At 63.0% G+C, this 18,134-nt stretch carries 16 protein-coding genes and 1 tRNA gene; 2 read left to right on the top strand and 15 right to left on the bottom strand.

What is annotated here, in order from left to right:
* Positions 1–24: 24 nt before the first annotated feature.
* The 4 genes from pcnB to P0D68_RS26410 form a co-directional block, all read right to left on the bottom strand.
* Positions 25–1,614: a polynucleotide adenylyltransferase PcnB gene (pcnB, locus tag P0D68_RS26425; RefSeq protein ID WP_408301052.1), complete on the bottom strand. Its 1,590-nt coding sequence runs from the start codon at positions 1,612–1,614 to the stop codon at positions 25–27.
* Entirely contained in the window at positions 1,611–2,297 is a 687-nt protein-coding gene (locus P0D68_RS26420; RefSeq protein ID WP_091796662.1) for a histidinol-phosphatase, read from the bottom strand. The genes pcnB and P0D68_RS26420 overlap by 4 nt, the downstream gene beginning before the upstream one ends.
* Positions 2,290–3,060: a DnaA regulatory inactivator Hda gene (gene hda, locus P0D68_RS26415; RefSeq protein ID WP_408301050.1), complete on the bottom strand. Its 771-nt coding sequence runs from the start codon at positions 3,058–3,060 to the stop codon at positions 2,290–2,292. Before hda ends, P0D68_RS26420 begins: the two co-directional genes overlap by 8 nt.
* 72 nt (positions 3,061–3,132) lie before the next feature.
* Entirely contained in the window at positions 3,133–4,209 is a 1,077-nt protein-coding gene (locus P0D68_RS26410) for an AI-2E family transporter (RefSeq protein WP_408301048.1), read from the bottom strand.
* A gap of 101 nt (positions 4,210–4,310) precedes the next feature.
* Between P0D68_RS26410 and purM the strand changes: the two genes are divergently transcribed.
* Positions 4,311–5,378 (top strand): phosphoribosylformylglycinamidine cyclo-ligase, encoded by a 1,068-nt coding sequence (purM, locus tag P0D68_RS26405; protein ID WP_408301046.1) that lies wholly within the window; start codon positions 4,311–4,313, stop codon positions 5,376–5,378.
* A 175-nt stretch (positions 5,379–5,553) separates the two neighbouring features.
* On the opposite strand, the gene miaA is transcribed toward purM, so the two are convergent.
* Positions 5,554–6,501, bottom strand: coding sequence for a tRNA (adenosine(37)-N6)-dimethylallyltransferase MiaA (gene miaA / locus P0D68_RS26400; RefSeq protein WP_408301044.1), 948 nt, complete (start codon positions 6,499–6,501; stop codon positions 5,554–5,556).
* A gap of 34 nt (positions 6,502–6,535) precedes the next feature.
* Positions 6,536–8,596: a DNA mismatch repair endonuclease MutL gene (gene mutL / locus P0D68_RS26395; protein ID WP_408186706.1), complete on the bottom strand. Its 2,061-nt coding sequence runs from the start codon at positions 8,594–8,596 to the stop codon at positions 6,536–6,538.
* Between the two features lie 206 nt (positions 8,597–8,802).
* Here mutL and P0D68_RS26390 point away from each other — a divergent pair, with 206 nt between their 5' ends.
* On the top strand, positions 8,803–9,474 hold the full coding sequence (locus P0D68_RS26390) for a DedA family protein (protein WP_091796657.1): 672 nt from the start codon (positions 8,803–8,805) through the stop codon (positions 9,472–9,474).
* Positions 9,475–9,635: 161 nt separating this feature from the next.
* Here P0D68_RS26390 and P0D68_RS26385 read toward each other — a convergent pair whose 3' ends face one another.
* The 9 genes from P0D68_RS26385 to tolB form a co-directional block, all read right to left on the bottom strand.
* Positions 9,636–10,448, bottom strand: a complete 813-nt coding sequence (locus P0D68_RS26385; protein ID WP_408301042.1) for a mechanosensitive ion channel family protein — start codon at positions 10,446–10,448, stop codon at positions 9,636–9,638.
* A 234-nt stretch (positions 10,449–10,682) separates the two neighbouring features.
* Entirely contained in the window at positions 10,683–11,057 is a 375-nt protein-coding gene (locus tag P0D68_RS26380; protein ID WP_408301040.1) for a hypothetical protein, read from the bottom strand.
* A gap of 314 nt (positions 11,058–11,371) precedes the next feature.
* Complete coding sequence (locus P0D68_RS26375) at positions 11,372–13,162, bottom strand: chloride channel protein (protein ID WP_408468770.1); 1,791 nt, start codon at positions 13,160–13,162, stop codon at positions 11,372–11,374.
* A 48-nt stretch (positions 13,163–13,210) separates the two neighbouring features.
* Positions 13,211–13,624, bottom strand: coding sequence for a MarR family winged helix-turn-helix transcriptional regulator (locus P0D68_RS26370; protein WP_091796653.1), 414 nt, complete (start codon positions 13,622–13,624; stop codon positions 13,211–13,213).
* A gap of 85 nt (positions 13,625–13,709) precedes the next feature.
* Positions 13,710–14,873 (bottom strand): HPP family protein, encoded by a 1,164-nt coding sequence (locus tag P0D68_RS26365; protein ID WP_408301036.1) that lies wholly within the window; start codon positions 14,871–14,873, stop codon positions 13,710–13,712.
* Between the two features lie 357 nt (positions 14,874–15,230).
* Positions 15,231–15,306, bottom strand: a tRNA-Lys gene (locus tag P0D68_RS26360).
* 164 nt (positions 15,307–15,470) lie between these two features.
* Positions 15,471–16,220 (bottom strand): tol-pal system protein YbgF, encoded by a 750-nt coding sequence (gene ybgF / locus P0D68_RS26355; protein ID WP_408186731.1) that lies wholly within the window; start codon positions 16,218–16,220, stop codon positions 15,471–15,473.
* 19 nt (positions 16,221–16,239) lie between these two features.
* Positions 16,240–16,749 (bottom strand): peptidoglycan-associated lipoprotein Pal, encoded by a 510-nt coding sequence (pal, locus tag P0D68_RS26350; RefSeq protein WP_012431817.1) that lies wholly within the window; start codon positions 16,747–16,749, stop codon positions 16,240–16,242.
* A gap of 32 nt (positions 16,750–16,781) precedes the next feature.
* Positions 16,782–18,074 carry a Tol-Pal system beta propeller repeat protein TolB gene (gene tolB / locus P0D68_RS26345; protein ID WP_091796650.1) on the bottom strand — a complete coding sequence of 431 codons (1,293 nt, stop codon included), beginning with the start codon at positions 18,072–18,074 and terminating at the stop codon, positions 16,782–16,784.
* Positions 18,075–18,134: the final 60 nt, after the last annotated feature.

Here is an 18,134-nt window from a genome sequence, read left to right as displayed (position 1 = left end):
TCGACGGCAACAGCCAACGCTGTGTCAGTCTTCGTGCGAGCCGTTATGGCCTGCTTCGTCGGCTGTGCGTTCGGCTGGCGTGCCGCCCTCCAATCCGTCGCCCGGCTTGCGGCTTCTCGCGCCACTGCTGCGCCGCCGTCGTTTTCTGGGGCTTCGGTCCTTCCCGCCTTGCGTGAGCAATGTCTCACGTGCGGCGATGTCTCCGTCTATGAACTCCGTCCACCACGCACCGACCGACTCATCGAGTTCGCCCGATTCGCAGCGCAACAGGAGGAAATCATACCCCGCTCTAAATCTTTGGTGTTCCAGCAGCTTCAGCGCGCTTCTTCCCGAGCGTTTCTCGAGGCGTAACTGCAGACCCCAGATCTCGCGCATATCCGATGAAAAGCGCTTGTGGATCGCGAGTTTCTCGGTTTGCATGTCGAGCACCTCGTCCATTGCGCGATGCAGTGCGGGGACCGGATATTCGCCGTTCGCTTCGAATTTTTGCCAACGCTGCTGCACGTCGTGCCACAACAACGTGGCGAACAGGAAGCCCGGCGACACCGGTTTGCCGGCGCGCACGCGGGCATCCGTGTTGTTCAACGCAAGCGTGATGAATTTCTCGCCGATGGGTTGTTCGAGCACCACGTCGAGCAAGGGCAGCAGGCCATGATGCAGGCCTTCCTGCCGGAGGCGTTTCAAACACGCGAGCGCATGGCCGGAGAGCATCAGCTTGAGCATCTCGTCGAACAGGCGCGCGGCGGGCACGTTGTTGATCAGATCAGCCATGTTGGCGATCGGCTCGCGGGTGCTGTCCTCGATCTCGAAGTCGAGCTTTGCCGCGAAACGCACCACGCGCAGCATGCGCACCGGATCTTCGCGATAACGCGTGGCCGGGTCGCCGATCATGCGCAACAGACGCGCGCGCATGTCGGCCATGCCGTTGTGATAATCCAGCACGGTTTGCGTGGCCGGATCGTAGTACATCGCGTTGATCGTGAAGTCGCGGCGCGTGGCGTCTTCGTGCTGCTCGCCCCACACGTTGTCGCGCAGCACGCGGCCGCTTGCATCAACTGCATGGGTGCGGCGATCGAGTTCGTCGCGCTTCAGGCGGCGCGGCGGCGCCGCGTCTGCCGCGGGTGGATCGACCAGTGCGCGGAACGTGGAGGTTTCGATGATTTCCTGGCCGAACTGCACATGCACGATCTGAAACCGCCGACCGATAATGCGCGCGCGGCGGAACAGCTTCTGCACCTGTTCAGGCGTGGCGTCGGTCGCGACGTCGAAGTCTTTCGGTTTGATGCCGAGCAGCAGATCGCGCACCGCACCGCCGACGATGAACGCGCGGTGCCCGGCCTGTTGCAGACCCTCGGTCACGCGAATCGCGTTCCGCGAGATGAGCGACTGGTCGATGCCGTGCACGTCGTGCGGAATGATGACCGGCACGTCCGGGTCGCGTACGGTTTTCGCGGGCACGCTGGCGCGGGTGGGCTTGCGGCGCGCTTTGCTCGCGCCTGACGGAGTGCGCGCCGGCGCGTTGCCGGTTTCGTCTGCTTCGGCTTCGGCGGGCAGGGTGTCGTCAGCGGGTGCCGCGTCCTGGCCGAATAGCTTGCGGATAAATTTTTTGATCACGAGGGTTGGAAGAGTTCGAGAATGCGCCAGCCTTTGGCCTGCGCATGGGCGCGCAATGTGTCGTCGGGATTGGTCGCGATCGGGTCTGTGACTTTTTCGAGCAGCGGGATGTCGTTGTGCGAATCGCTATAGAAATAGCTGTGCTCGAAGTCGCTCCACGTCTTGCCGAGCGAGGCGAGCCACGCTTCGGTGCGCACGATCTTGCCTTCCTTGTAGCTCGGCGTGCCGGTGGGGCGCCCGGTGTACGGCGAATGCGGCTCGCCGTCGACGGTTTCCGCTTCGCAGGCGATCAGCGTGTCGACGCCGAATGCCTGCGCGATCGGGCGGGTGATGAATTCGTTGGTGGCGGTGACCACGCAGCACAGGTCGCCGGCTTCCTGGTGCTGCTTCACCAACTCCTGCGCCACGGGGAAGATCGCCGGCTTGATGACTTCGTGCATGTACTGCGCGTGAAAGTCGGCGAGCTGCGCGCGCGTGTACTTCGACAGCGGCGTGAGCATGGCGATCAGATAGGCGTGAATGTCGAGCCGGCCGGCTTTGTAGTCGGCGAAAAAGCGGTCGTTTTCACGGGCGAAATTTTCGGCGTCGACCATGCCGTGTTTCACCATGAAGCGGCCCCATTCGTGGTCGCTGTCGGTGGGGATGAGCGTGTGGTCGAGGTCGAAGAGTGCGAGGTTAGCCATGGGGGCCTATTTTACTTGAAGCGGCGGATGAAGCGGATGAGCTCGCCGAGTTGGGCGCGGCACGCCGTTCTTCGGCGTCCGGCGAGGCCAGCATGGTGCGCAACAGCGGCAGCGTGACCGCGCGTTTCTGTTCGAGCGAAAAGCGGTCGAGCGCGTCGAGCAGCGCCATCAGGCTCGGCATGTCGCGGCGAAAATGCGTGAGCAGGTAGGCCGGCACGTCGTCGGCGAGCATGATGCCGCGCTCGCGTGCCGCGTGTTTGAGGACTGCGGCCTTGCCTTCGTCGGGCAGCGGCGCGAGATGGAACACGAGGCCCCAGCCGAGGCGCGTGCGCAAATCCTCGCGCACCGTCATACCGATGGGCGGCGCGTTGCCCGCGGCGACGAGTGCGCTGGTGGGATGCGCGCGCACTTCGTTGAACAGGTTGAAGACGGCGATTTGCTGCGCGGCGGAGAGTGCGTCGCAATCGTCGATCGCATACAGGGCGACGCGCGGGTCGAAACTGAAGGCGGCGAGGCTGCTCTGCGGGCCGGCGAAGCGCGCGTGCCCCGGCGACGCTTCGTGCACGAGCGCCTGCAGCAAATGCGTGCGGCCGCTGCCGGACTCGCCCCAGATGTAGAAGGTGCGATCGGCGACCGGCCCGGCTGCGAGCGCGTTTTCGAGCTCGCGCAGGCGCGTGACCAGCTCGGCGTTGGCGCCGGCGAAGAAATTGTCGAATGTCGATGGCGGCGGGGTGCCGAGATCGAGCGTCAGTTGACGAAGCACAGTAGGTTAATGCCGAAAATGAGGCCAAGCCGCAAATGGCCCGTCACGCGGGCCGGAATAGTCAACAAGCAGTCAGTTCTTATAAAGCGTGCTCGCCAGATAGCTTTGGCGCAACTCGCGCATGGCGACCGACAGGATCGCGCTGACCGGCAACGCCAGCAACACGCCGAAAAAGCCGAAGAGCTGCCCGAAAGCGAGCAATGCGAAAATCACCGCGAGCGGGTGCAGGCCGATCCGTTCGCCCACCAGACGCGGCGTGAGAAAGAAGCTCTCCAGGATCTGGCCGACACCGTAAATCAGCGCGACCGCGCCGAAGCCGTACCAGTCGCCGAATTGCAGCAGCGCCGCGAGCAGCGCCAGCGCGAGACCGGTGGCAAACCCGATGTACGGGATGAACACCGCGAGCCCCGTGAAGATCCCGACCGGCAACGCGATCTCGAAGCGCGCGAGGCTCAGCGCAATCGCATAGTATGCGGCGAGCACGCCCATGACGAGCAACTGGCCGCGCAGATATTGCGACAACATCTGGTCCATGTCGCGCGCGAGTTGCAGCGTCTTGTCGAGCCAGCGGCGCGGCACCACGACCTGTATGCGGGCGAGCATGCGGTTCCAGTCGTACAGCAGGTAGAACAGCACAAGCGGCACCATCACCACGTTGCCGACCACCGTCATCATGACATTGCCGCTCGTGCGGATGGAGGTCCACGCATACATCGCCACCGTCTGCGCGCTGCCTTCGAGCTGCCCCATCACGAGATCGCGGATACTGGCGAAGTCGAGCGAATCGGCGAGGCCCAGCATGGCCAGCTTGGGTTGCAGCCAGGCGTTCACGTGCGCGAACAGCACGGGCACCTGCTGCCGCAACTGCGGCCCTTCTTTCTGGATGACGGCGAGCACCAGCAGCACGAGCAAGGTCATCAGCAGCGTGAAGAACAGCATCATGAGCAACGCCGCAAGACCGCGCGGCACGCGCCGGCGCACCATCCACGCGACGCCCGGCTGCAGAATGTACGCGAGAATCGCACCGAGCAGAAACGGCGTGAGAACCGGACTCAGCAGCCAGAGCAGTATGCCGATGCCTAGCGCAATGGCAAGCCAGGTGAAGGCGCGGCGCTGGACAGGCGTCGGAATCGAGGAGTTCTCTTGCAAGGTTGTTTCCCAGGTGTCGTTCGGGACCGGATGATTCAAATTCCAGCCAGTCGGCCGGCATCGGGTAAAATCGCATTTTACCGACCTTCGAGCTCGTCCCCATGAATCAACCGAAATCCGCCCCGAATTCAACTGGTTCGGCCCAAGGGTTGTCGTATCGCGACGCCGGCGTGGACATCGACGCGGGCGACGCCCTTGTCGACGCGATCAAGCCCTTTGCCAAAAAGACGATGCGCGACGGCGTGCTGGGCGGCATCGGCGGATTCGGCGCGCTGTTCGAAGTGCCGAAGAAGTATAAAGAGCCGGTGCTCGTGTCCGGCACCGACGGCGTCGGCACCAAGCTGCGCCTCGCCTTTCAACTGAACAAACACGACACCGTCGGCCAGGATCTGGTGGCGATGAGCGTGAACGACATTCTCGTGCAAGGCGCCGAGCCGCTGTTTTTCCTCGACTATTTCGCTTGCGGCAAGCTGGACGTCGGCACGGCGGCAACGGTCGTGAAGGGTATCGCGCACGGCTGCGAACTGTCCGGTTGCGCGCTGATCGGCGGTGAGACGGCGGAAATGCCGGGCATGTACCCCGACGGCGAATACGATCTGGCCGGTTTCGCGGTCGGCGCGGTGGAAAAGAGCAAGATTATCGACGGCAGCACGATTGCCCCGGGCGACGTGGTGCTCGGTCTGGCTTCGAGCGGCATCCATTCGAACGGGTTTTCGCTGGTGCGCAAGATCATCGAGCGCGCGCAGCCTGATCTGAACGCTGATTTCGACGGCCGCTCGCTCGCCGACGCGCTGATGGCGCCCACGCATATCTACGTGAAGCCGCTGCTGGCGCTGATGCAGCAAGTCGCCGTCAAGGGTATGGCGCACATCACGGGTGGCGGGCTGGTCGAGAATATTCCGCGCGTGCTGCGTGAAGGTTTGACGGCTGAGCTGGACCATCGCGCCTGGCCGCTGCCGCCGCTGTTCTCGTGGCTGCAAAAGCACGGCGGCGTGGCGGATGCGGAAATGCACCGTGTGTTCAACTGCGGTATCGGCATGGCCGTGGTCGTGTCGGATGCGGATGCTGACGCTGCAATCGGTTTGCTGTCCGCCGCCGGCGAGCAGGTCTGGAAGATCGGCGTGATTCGCGAAAGCGCGGCCGGTGAGGCTCAGACCGTGGTGGTCTAAAGGCTTCGGAGTCTGCGCGGCGCGCTTTCAGAGTGCGCCGCGCGGGTCCGACGCTGCAAGGCTCAATGCCTCAGATGCAACGCTTCACAGCCACGCTTTACAACTCCGCTTCAAGGCCCCGCTTCACAGCCCAGCTTCACAGCCCCGTCTTACAGCTCCGCTTCACAGCCATCCTTCACATCAACGCTTCAATCGCCTCAAGCACCCGCGCCGTCGCGTGCGGATCGCAGCAATCCACCACCACTCGTTCCGTCATGCTTCGCAGCCATGTGAGCTGCCGTTTGCATAATTGCCGCGTGGCGAAGACGCCCTTGTCGCGCATGGTCGAATAATCGACCGCGCCATCCAGATATTCCCAGACCTGCCGATAGCCCACGCAACGCATGGACGGCATCTCGGGCAATAAGTCGCCGCGCTCGCGCAACTTTACGACTTCATCGACGAAACCGCTGGCCAGCATCGCATCGAAGCGCTTCTCGATCCGCGCATGCAGCACACCACGATCCGACGGCTCCAGCGCGATCGGCGCGAAGCGCCATGCGGCGGCGGCGTCATCCACTCGGGCCGGCGCGGCCAGCAAGGCGGACATGGCCTGCCCGGTCAGCATGTAAACTTCCAGCGCCCGCTGAATGCGCTGTGAATCGTTCGGTGCGAGGCGCGCGGCCGTCACGGGATCGATCGCGGCAAGCCGGGCGTGCATGGCCGGCCAACCCTCGCGTGCGGCGTCGGCATCGAGCGTGGCACGCAGGTCGGCGTCGGCGGCAGGCAGATCGTTGAGCCCCTGGGTGAGCGCCTTGTAGTACAGCATGGTTCCGCCGACCAGCACCGGCAAACGCCCGCGAGCGTGGATCTCACTGGTCAGCCGCAAGGTGTCGGCGCGAAATTGCGCGGCGGAGTAGGCGTCGGTCGGATCGACGATATCGATCAGATGATGCGGCGCCACCGCGCGCTCTTCAGCGGTTGGCTTGGCGGTGCCGATATCCATCTCGCGATAGACCAGCGCCGAATCGACACTGATGATTTCCACCGGACGCCGCGCGGCCAGCGCCAGCGCGGCGGCGGTCTTGCCGGACGCGGTCGGCCCGAGCAGGCACGGGACGGTCGTGGGTGTGCGTGAAGTCATAGGCCAGGCGGTCGCGTGTCGCGGCAGCGTCACGTCACTGACCACGCATGAACAGCCGATCGAGATCGGACAGCGTCAACTGATACCACGTAGGACGTCCGTGATTGCATTGATCGGCACGCTCGGTCGCCTCCATCTGACGCAGCAGCGCGTTCATTTCATCGAGCGTGAGGCGCCGGTTCGCACGCACCGCGTGATGGCACGCGAGCGTGCCGAGCAGTTCGTGCTGACGTTCGGTCAACACGCGCGAGCCGCCAAATGCATGCAGGTCGGAGAGGACCGCGCGCGCCAGCGCCTGCAAATCCGCGTCTTTTAGCAACGCCGGCACGGCGCGGATCGCGAGCGTGGTCGGTGACAGCACGGCGAGGTCGAAACCGAGTGCGTCGAGCGTGTCGCGCTCTTCTTCCACGGTGCCGATTTCGATCGGGTCGGCCTGCATCGACAGCGGGATCAGTAGCGGTTGCACGGCAATCGTGCGGTCCGCCAACGCGTTTTTGAACTGCTCGTACAGAATGCGCTCGTGCGCGGCGTGCATGTCGACGATCACCAGACCGTGCGCGTTCTGCGCCAGCACGTAGATGCCGTGGATCTGGCCGAGCGCGAAGCCGAGCGGTTGCTCGTCGGCGGCGTGGAAAGCGGGCGTGGAGTAGGGCGCAGACGCGTTGTACGGCGACGGCGTATCGCCGGCCGAATCGCGGACCTCGAAAAGCGTGGCGCCTTCCGCTGTGCCGGCATGCGTGTCTTTGCGGCCGAAGAGCGCGTCGTAGAACGCGAGCGGTTGGGCAACTGGCAGCGTGCCTTGCGTCATGCGGGCCTGGCGCATCCAGGTATTGCCGGACTGTGGCGACGATCCGAAGCCGCCTGATGTACCGCTTGATCCACCACCGAAACCGCTACCGAAGCCGCCTGCACCCGCACCGGGGCTGCCTCCGCCGATGCCCGCACCGCCGAGCGGCGTCGCGCCGAACGAAGCCGGCCCGCCAGCGGATGGCGCCAGATGCGCCGCATGCCCGCCCGCTGTCGTTTCCGGCGACGCGCCCGCATGCCGCGCCAATGCGCGCTGCACGGCGTGAAACACGAACTGGTGAATCGAGCGCGAATCGCGAAACCGTACTTCGATTTTCGACGGATGCACGTTCACATCGACCGCTTCAGGCGGCAGATCGAGAAACAGCACATAGGACGGATAGCGCTCGCCGTGCAGCACGTCTTCATAGGCGGCGCGTACGGCGTGCGTGAGCAGCTTGTCGCGCACAAAACGGCCATTGACGAAGAAGTACTGCTGATCGGCGCGCCCGCGGCTCGCGGTCGGCAGGCCCGCACAACCGTAGACCGCAAGCGGGCCGGCGGATTCGTCGAGCGGCAGATGCGCCGTGGCAAACGTGTCGCCGAGAATCTTCGCGACCCGCACGGGCGGCTCGCTGGCGTTCCAGTGTTCGACGGCCTTGCCGTTATGCAGCACCGAAATCGCGACATCCGGCCGTGCCAGCGCCGCGCGGCGGATCTGTTCGAGGCAGTGGCCGAGTTCGGTCTGCTCGCTCTTCAGAAATTTGCGGCGCGCCGGCGTGTTGAAGTACAACTCGCGGACTTCGATCGTGGTGCCTTGTGTGCCCGCTGCGGGGCTCAGCACGCCGGTTTGCGCATCCACGCGCACCGCGTGCGACGCGTCGGCCGTGCGGCTCGTGATGGTCATCTGCGCGACAGATGCGATCGAGGCCAGCGCCTCGCCGCGGAACCCCAGCGTCGCGACGGCTTCCAGTTCGGCAAGCGAGCGGATTTTGCTGGTCGCGTGGCGCATCAACGCAAGAGCGAGTTCGTTCTCGGGGATGCCGCAGCCGTCGTCGGTGATCGAGATGCGCTTCACGCCGCCTTCGTCGAGCAGAATGCGCAGCGACTGCGCGCCCGCGTCGAGCGCGTTTTCCAGCAGTTCCTTGACGACCGACGCCGGTCGCTCGACCACTTCGCCGGCGGCAATCTGACTGATCAGTTGATCGGGAAGGGGCTGGATCGCGCGCAACGGGCGTGGTGCGGGCGCGGCGGCGGAAACCGCGGTCGCGGCGTCGAGGCCGGCAGGCGTTTCGGAGAATTCGGACATGGCGAAATTATAGCGATTCGGCGCGGCAGGCTCGCGGTGCGCTCGAGCGCACCGAAGCGCGGGAGATTTTTAATCGCCGCCGGGCACTTTCTGTATCATGACGCGGTCAATTTGCCGCGGCGAGTGAGCGTTTGCCGCCATCGCCAGCTGGTCTGCTCATACGGCCATTTCCGCCACCGTCACATTCGCTTAATAAAGGATTCTCTTTGGACACGTTGCTACATTTCGTCAACCTTGTCTTGCACATCGACAAGTTCCTCGGAGACTTTATTCACGTGTACGGCGCCTGGGTCTACGCGGTGCTGTTTCTGATCGTGTTCTGCGAAACCGGGCTCGTGATTCTGCCGTTTCTGCCGGGCGATTCGCTGCTGTTCATCGGCGGGGCTTTCTGTGCGACGGGAGAAATGAACATTGGCTTGCTGATCGTGTTGCTGCTCGTAGCGGCCATCAGCGGCAATACCGTCAACTACATGATCGGGCGGGCCATTGGGCCGCGAGTGTTCAATTCGCACATTCCTTTTCTCGAGCGTTTTCTCGATCGCAGCGCGCTGCAGAAGACGCACAACTTCTACGAGAAGCATGGCGGCAAGACTATCGTGCTGGCGCGTTTCATTCCGGTGGTGCGCACCTTCGCGCCGTTCGTTGCGGGTGCATCCGAAATGACGGTGAGCCGGTTTCAGTTGTTCAATTTTGCCGGCGCTTTTTTCTGGGTATTGCTGTTGACGTTGCTCGGTTATTTTTTCGGCAACATTCCGTTTATCCGTCAGTATCTGAATGTGATCGTACTGGTGGGTATCGGTGCTGCGGTTGTACCGGTCGTGCTCGGCGCGTTGTGGAAGATGATGCGCAAGAACGCATCGAATGCGGGAAGCCGCTGAGGTTTTGCCGCAGGGCTAGTCCGATAAAAAACGGCGTCGCGAATCTCGCGACGCCGTTTTTGTTTGGTCTTTCTGAATCGCACTGAATTGACAATTAACAATTGGCAATGCGATTAATTGCGCCGTGTCAGCCGGTGGCGATTCTCGTCGCGCGGCAACACTCAGCTCACTGCACGCGGCGCCAGTGGCGTTTCCGGCGTCGGGTAGCCGGCTTCCTTGAACGTCTGGATGATCGCGCGGTTGGTGTCGAAGTAGACCTGCCAATAGCTCTCATTGTGCGTGTAGGGCCGCACGCAGAGCAGGGGGCCTTCCGGCGTGAAGCCCAGCACTTCGATGTCCGGCGCGGGACTCTCGGCCACGTTCGGAATTTGCGTGACAGCCGCCTTCAGCCGGTTCATCGCATCCGTCGGATCGACGCCATTGGCGATCTTCGCTGTCAGCTCGACGCGGCGCACGGGCAAGAGGCTGTAGTTCGAGATCGTGTCGGAAAATATCTTGTTATTGCCGACGATAGTCGTCACATTGTCCGGCGTCACGATGGTGGTGCCGAACAGACCCAACTCCGAGACCGTGCCGGTCACGCCGCCCGCGGTGACGAAATCGCCGACCTTGAACGGCCGCAGCACCTGCATGAATACGCCCGCGGCGAAGTGGGCAAGCAGGCCGCCCCAAGCGGTGCCAATCGCAAGGCCGAGGCCGGCGAGCAGCGCGGCGAACGAAGTGGTCTGTACACCGAATACCTGAAGGATCGCGAGGATCAGCAGCAGATTCAGCAGTGCGCCGAGAATCGAGCCGAGATAATGCGCCAGCGTGGGATCGACCCTTCCGTTGCGCGCCAGCACCTTGCGCAGCAGGCCAATGATCATGCCGATGAGCCAACGGCCGACGATCCACAGGACGATCGCCCCGACGACCTTGGTGCCGAGGTCGATGCCCCGGGTCATGATGAAGACGCGAACGGTTTCGAGATCCAAGATGTTCCTCGTTGGGTAAGTTGCCTTCGACTGATTGAACAGCGGTGGTGCAATACAGCGGCAAATGCCCGGCGACGGGCGCAAACGGTAACACTCGGTGTTCGGAAGTTATAGGCGACGGCGCGCGCATCCGCAAGGACCGTTCCAGTTCCCTGATGGCTTGATAAGGCTTGTCTGGCGGGAAGAGTCGGCCGCTTTGGCGGACGCGTTCGCAGCGATTGTGATTGGTGCGCGCTACATCGGCAGATGCGATTTCGAATACGGCGACGTTTGAATGACAAGGGTTGCGCCGGTACTGACTTTCGCGAAGTGCGAGCGGCGTGCCACATGGCGCCAGGCGAGCGCGACGATGATCGCGAGCCAGTATGCGCAGGCGCGCTCGAAGAACGCTATCGATGTGCTGAGGTGGCCATAGCGGCTCTGCGAGTCGGCGAACACCAGGAAGGTCAGCGCGGCATCGAGCAGGAACGCGACACACGCCAACGCGCCGAAAATGTGCGAACCATCGAGCGACGCGCCAGGTATGCGGCGGTTGCACAGATGACAGGCGGCCAGCACGAAAGCCAGCAGAGCCAGGTTCGAGAGGAGATCGAACAGAAAATTGGTCATATGGGTGGAATGAAAGCGCGGGGCTGCGGTGTTTTGCCAAAGCGTCTGCTTACGCAGAGTCACAGCGTGCCTTGCTGGACCGGCGGCGATCATTGCACGTCTTTATGTCTCAATAAATGTTCAGGTTCGGAGTCCGTTGTTTCCTGGCTGAGTCGTGAAATTGGCTACGGAAAATGCCGGTGGAGTCGCGCGAAATGGCGGCAAAGGCTGTCGGAAATATCCTTTGATCACGTGTTCCCGCGTAGTTAGACATTGCCTCGCCTCATTGCAGTCTCTCTCGATCGACACGCGCTTCGCAAGCCACGCTAACCGGCTCAGCGAAGCGGCGAAAGGCGTCGCTTCGCGGCACGCGTACCCAGACGCCGGAAGCGCTCCTTCTTATGCTCTTCTTCGAAGTGGGCAAGCGACGGTTTCACCAGATCGCTTCGCGATACGATGCCGATGAGTCGCCGCGTGTTGACGTCGTCCACGACGGGCATGCGCTCCAGACCGTGAACGGCGAGCCGTGTTGCGACGAGGCGGCAGGTTTCGCCCGGCAATGCGACCACGGGTGTGTGCGTTCCCATCAGTTCAAGCAGCGTTGCCGCGGCGTGCTTGATGTCGCGAGCGGCACTCATGCGCTCAAGGGTCGCGCGGTCGATAACCCCAGTAACCGCGCCGTCCCGAATCACCGGATAGGCTCGATGCTTTTGCGCCGGGCCGAAGTGTCGTGCAAGCGTTTCGTCGATAGTCGCGTGTGCGTCGATCGTTTCGACGTCACGCGTCATGACCTCGTCGACGTAGTGGCGCTCCAACGGATCGACACCATATTCGCGGTAGATGTGATATCCACGACGCGCGATTTTTTCCGTCATGATCGAGCGGCGCATCACGACTGTGGCAAAGCCGTGCGCGACCAGCGTGGCGGCGAGTAGCGGCAATAGCGCGTTGCTGTCATGGGTCAGGCCGAACGCGAACACGATTGCGGTGAGCGGAGCGCCCAAGGTCGCGCCGAGCGTGGCTGCCATGCACACGAGCGGCCACAGCGCCGGATCGTTGCCCGGCATCAGATGGCTCAACACCACGCCGAGACCGGCGCCCAGCATCAGCAGGGGCGCAAGCACGCCGCCCGAGGTGCCCGAGCCGAGCGCGACGACCCACATGACGGCCTTCACGAGCAGTAGCGCGAGCGCAACCTGAAGCGCCAGATGCAGATGCAGCAGGTCGCCGATGACGTCGTAGCCGACACCCAGCGCGCGCGGCTCGATAAAGCCGCCAATTCCGACGACGAGTCCGCCGAGCGCGGGCCACCACATCCAATGGATACTGAGTTTGCCGAACAGATCTTCGGTCTTGTAGAGCGCGGCGGAGAGGCCCGTTGCCAGCGCGCCTGACAGTAAGCCGGCGATCACGCAGGTGAACAGCGACAACGCGCCGGGCGGCGCCGTTTCGAGCGGAAACAGCGGCCCCGCGCCGAACAGTGCGCCGCGCGCGAAGCCTGCCACCGCGCAGGCGAGCGCGACCGGCAAGAAACTGCGTGGCCGCCATTCGAACAACAGCAACTCGACCGCGAGCAGCACTGCCGCGACCGGCGTGCCGAACACCGCGGTCATGCCGGCTGCGGCGCCGGCGACCAGCAGCGTTTTACGCTCCGCCGCGCTCACGCGCACGCACTGCGCCATCAATGAACCCAAAGCGCCGCCCGTCATGATGATGGGACCTTCCGCGCCGAACGGCCCGCCGCTGCCGATCACGATGCCGGATGACAGCGGCTTGAGGATCGCCACCTTCGGCGACATACGGCTCTTGCCGAACAGGATCGCTTCGATGGCTTCCGGAATGCCGTGGCCGCGAATCTTCTCCGAGCCGTAGCGCGCCATCAGGCCGACGATCAGGCCGCCCGCCACCGGCACCAGCACGACCCAGATGCCTAACGTGTTGTGCGCCGGCGATCGATCCGCGAAGGAAAGCGTGCCGAAGAAAAACAGGTTCGTGAACAGGTGGATCAGATTCAGCAGTACGAAAGCCGCCGCCGTACTGATCACGCCGATGCACGCCGCCAGCAAGGCGATGCCGGGCAGGCGGCGGTTTTCGGCGAAGTCGCGCTTGTGGGTGTCGGCTGTCATGATCGGGACGAGATTGAGGTGAGTGGGCAGTGAGCGGCGTGCCGCGGACTAAAGATCGATTTGCGGCACGTTGAACGCGCCTTCGAGCGACTTCAATTCGGCACGGTGCAGCGCGGCCAGTTTGGCCAGGGTCTTTTCGCCGGGCTTTTGCAGGTGTACTTCCACCTGGCGGCGATCGGTCTCGCTGACCTTGCGTTTGACGAGGCCGAGCGCTTCGCATCGCGATACCAGTGCCACGACACCGTGATGCTGGGCTTGCAGCCGTTCGGCCAATTCGCCGATGGTCGCCCAGTCCCGCTGCGGATAGCCTTTGATGTGTAGAAGCAGCAGATATTGCAAAGGCGTGATGCCTTCGGTTTGGGCGGCCTGTTCGGAGAAGCGTTCGAATCTGCGCATTTGATAGCGGAACTCGGACAACTGCTCGAAATCGGACTTTTCCAGTTCGCGGCGTGGGGTTTTCATTGAAGCGTGGCTTTATCGGGAAATGCTATTTATATCACAACGTGATGTATTGGGGCGTGACGATGGCGCAAGTCGAGACGGGCTGTCAGGCCGCGCGCTGCGACGCTTGCTGTGGCATGCGAGGCTGGCGGTATAAACCGGAGATCAGATTTGCCTGAGTCACCATCCCCGCGAGCTCTCTTGTCTGGCTGTCCAGCACTGGAACGTGGTGGTGTCCAAAGTCAGCGAATAGTGGCACCAGGTTCGCGATCGGCGTGGTGGTGTCGACCGTGCGGACGGGAGTTGTCATCAGCGTGCCGACGGCCGGTTCTTTCGCGCGGCGCCGGCCGAACAACCGGTGTCGAAGCCGTGTGAACGCGCCCGCTTGCCGCGCGCCGCCAAGGTCGGCCCGCGTGACGATGCCAATCACGTGCCGCTCTTCGTTCGTGACCGGAAGCGCCTTGATGCCGTGACGTTGCAGAATGCTCCACGCGGTCGTTGCGCGCGTCTGCGCCGAGACGGTGATCACGTTGCGCGACATGATGTTCGCGCAGGTGATCTCGTCGAAGCTGCGCGCGTAGGTTTGCAACTGCAAGGCGCGCAGCAGGGATTCCAGATCGTCAGGTGCGATGTCGAGCAGTTCGCTTTGCCGCTTGAGCACGGCGTCGAGATCCGCACGCGTGAAGCCGGACCGCGGCTGAGCGTCCGGATCTGATTTGCTAGCGCCTGGCCGTGCCGAATGGGGATAACGGTGGCCAGTGATCGCGTGATACACGATTGCGGCGCCGAGGAGCGCCGCGGACTGAAGCGCGATCGGCTCGAGCACGAAGCGGTAGCCGAGCGCATGCACGGCCGGTCCGCCCAGCACGGCCGTGAGCGCGACCGCTCCGGATGGCGGATGCACGCAGCGCAGCACGAACATGGCGCAGATCGCGGCGGCGACGGCGACGGGAGCCGCGTGCAGCGGATCGCCGATCCAGCTTGCGCAAGCAACGCCGACCGTCGCCGAAACAAGGTTACCGCCGATGATGGACCACGGTTGCGCAAGCGGACTCGCCGGCACCGCGAACAGCAGCACGGCCGAAGCGCCCATGGGCGCCACCAGCAACGGGATATTCCCGCCCGAACCCAGCAGCAGATGCGTGATGGCGGCAGTGAACGCAATGCCTATCAATGCACCGACGCACGAACGCAAACGCTCCTTCCACGCGAGAGCGACGGGCGGCGGTGCGAGGCGGGCGAGCCAGCGGTTGAGGGTAGGGCGGGGCAAGGTCGGTTGCGTTGGGTGAGGTTTGTGGGCTGGCGCGAGGGTTTCAGTGGATGGGCAGCGGGGCTGCGGTGGGTGAGATTATATGTGATTGTGATATAAATTGGCGCGAGGGTAGTTGTGTGGATTGACGGGCAGTGTAAGTGACTGGTCATCACAGGCCGGGGCGCGGCGGGTTTCGCGTCATGGGGCTGAGACCGGAAGTGATGGTCGGAAAGACGGGGGAGGGGCAGAAGGGGGGGGCGGTGCGGAAACCCTAAATGCCGACCGCGGCGCAACGCGGGGACGCATAGCGTAAAGAAACCGTGCCGCAAAAAGAAAAGGGCTCGCACGCTGACGCGTGCAAGCCCTTGAATCTTTTGGTAGGCCGTACGGGATTCGAACCTGTGACCAACGGATTAAAAGTCCGCTGCTCTACCAGCTGAGCTAACGACCCAAAAGAGAGCGAAATTATAGCGATAGCCCCGGTGAGCTGTCAACCCATCGAGCCTACGTAAGCAATCACCACTTCAGATAGTGAAAAGCCCAGGTATCACTACCCGGGCTTTTCAGCGAGAGGCGCGCGTGGCTATGACTTCGGACACTGCGCGTTACTGCCAGCTACTTGATCTGCGAGAGCTTGCTCTGGGCCGATTGCGCGACGTCCGAGCCGCCGTACTGCGCGACGATCTGCTCCAGCGTCTTCTTGGCCGCGGCCTTCTGACCCTGCTCGAGCTGATTGTTCGCAATCGCCAACAATGCTTCAGGCGCACGCGGATGCTGCGGATATTTCTGCACCACACCTTGCCAGGTCGCCGTCGAGCCCTTGTAGTCGCGCAACGCATACAACGCGTTGCCCAGCCAGTACTGCGCGGTCGGCTGGTAAGGGCTGTTCGGAAACTTGGAGATGAAGGTGCGGAACGACGCCGCCGCATTCTTGAAGTCGCCGTTGCGGAATTGCTGCGAAGCCGCGTTGAACGACTCGGTCTCACCCGGCTGCACCTCGCCCTGGACGCCGTCCACCGTTTGCTGCTGCGGCTCGAATTTCTTCAGGCGCGTATCCAGATCGGTGTAGTAGTCCTTTTGCTGCTTTTGCAGCGTGACGAGCTGATTGCCCATGTCCTCGTTCTGTCCACGCAACGTCGCGACCTGCTGATTGAGCTGGTCGAGACGATTGGACTGATCGAGGATCGTGCGTTGCGCGGCCGACAACTGACTCGACAGGCTATCGGTCTTCGAGCGCAGATCGAGAATGGCCTGACGGGCCTGATCGTCGTCGAAGATGCCCGCATGCGCGGGCACAGCCGTGAAGGCCGTGCCTGCGACGCAGGCCGCTGCGGCAAACCGCAGCCAGGAGAAACGATGCGTCATTCGGCTCATCACCCGTTACTTACTGTTGGTATACGAGGTCGGCGCGGCGGTTTTGTGCCCACGACGATTCGTCATGACCCGTAGCTTGCGGCTTTTCCTTGCCGAGGCTCACGGCTTCCATTTGCGAGTCCGTCACGCCCATCAACGACAGCGAACGGCGCACAGCTTCAGCACGCTTCTGGCCGAGTGCCAGGTTGTACTCGCTGGTGCCGCGTTCGTCGGTGTTGCCCTGGATCAGGACGTGGCGTTGCGGATGGCTCTTCAGGTATTGCGCGTGTTGTTGCAGCAGCGATTGGTAGTCGTCCTTCACCGAGTAGCTGTCGAAGTCGAAGTAGATGCTGCGCTTGGCGAGCGGGCTATTCGGATCGTTCAGCGGGTCGACGTTGACCGTCGCGACATCGTTCGGGTTCGGCTGTGCCGAGACCGTGCCACCCTTGTTAGCGTTCTCGTCGAGCTTGACGCCCGAGTGACATGCGGCCAGTGCACCGACCATCAATACAGCAAAAGCGAAGCGAAGTTTTGACATCATTTGGTTACTCTCCTTGTGTTATTGCATAAACGTTATTGCATAAACGGGCCCCAGGACGGCTCGCGTACGCTGCCACCCTGAACGGACAGGACCTGCCGAGTGCGACCGTCGGTCGATACTGCGGCCAACACGCCACGGCCGTTCACCTGTGTGGCGTAAAGAATGTACTGACCGTTCGCCGCGAAGCTCGGCGATTCGTCATGTGTCGTGTCCGTCAGGCCTGTGGCGGTGTTGCCTTGCAGGTCCTGGATATAAAGCTTGAAGCCGCCGCCGACGCGCGAGATATAAGCGAGCTGTTTGCCGTCCGGGCTCACGCGCGGGCTGGTGTTGTAGCTGCCCGTGAACGTGACGCGCTGTGCGGCGCCGGCGTTTTCGCCTTGGGCCGACATCTTGTAGATCTGCGGCTGGCCGCCACGGTCGCTGGTGAAATAGATCGACTGGCCGTCAGGCGAGAAGCACGGTTCGGTGTCGATCGAGCTGCCTTGCGTGAGACGGCGCAGGCCGCTGCCGTCTGCATTGACGGCGAAAATCTGCGTGTTGCCGGTGCGCGAAAGCGCGACCGCCAGCGTGCGTCCGTCCGGCGACCACGCCGGCGCACTGTTATTGCCCTTCTGGTCCGACACCACGATGCGGCGGCCCGTGGGCAGATCGTGAATGTAGACGATCGGCTTTTTCTTTTCGAACGAAACGTAAGCGACCTTGGTGCCGTCAGGCGACCATGCCGGCGAGATGATCGGCTCGGGGCTCGACAGCGCGATGTGCGCGTCCTGGCCGTCCGAATCGGAGATCTGCAACTGATAACGGCCGCCCGTCTTGATGACGTACGACAGGCGCGTGGCAAACACGCCGCGGCCGCCCATGAGCTTCGCGTAGATGTAGTCCGCAACCTTGTGCGCGCTCATGCGCAAGCCGCTTTCCGGGCTCACCAGCACGAGGCCGCCGAGGCTTTCGCCCTTGACGGTGTCGTACAGCTTGAAGCGCACTTCATATTGACCGTTCGGCAGGCGGTTCACGCTGCCCGACACGAACGCGTTGGCGCCCTTGGCCTTCCAGCTGCCGAGGTCGACGGAATCCGTTTCGGCGACCGGGGTGGAGCCCGCGTCGATGTTAGTGAATTTGCCGCTGCGCTGCAGATCCTGACGCACGATCGTGCTGACCTGCTGCGGCGAGTTCGCTTCATTGGCGAAATTCGCCGTTGCGATCGGAAACTGGGTGGACCCGACGCCCGTGACGAGGACGTTGAGTTGTGCGTTGGCGGCGCCACCGACGGCGATCAGGCACGACGCTACAAGTGTCCGCAGGCCTAGCTTGGTCATCAAACTCATGCTGTATGGATTCCCCAAAAACGGTTTTACTAACGCTTCAAGACAGCAGACAGACCCGAA

The organism is Paraburkholderia sp. RL17-380-BIE-A (assembly GCF_046028085.1).
GTDB lineage: Bacteria > Pseudomonadota > Gammaproteobacteria > Burkholderiales > Burkholderiaceae > Paraburkholderia.
The sequence above is the reverse complement of the archived record's forward strand: the minus strand, read 5'-3'. Positions and strand labels throughout refer to the sequence as shown.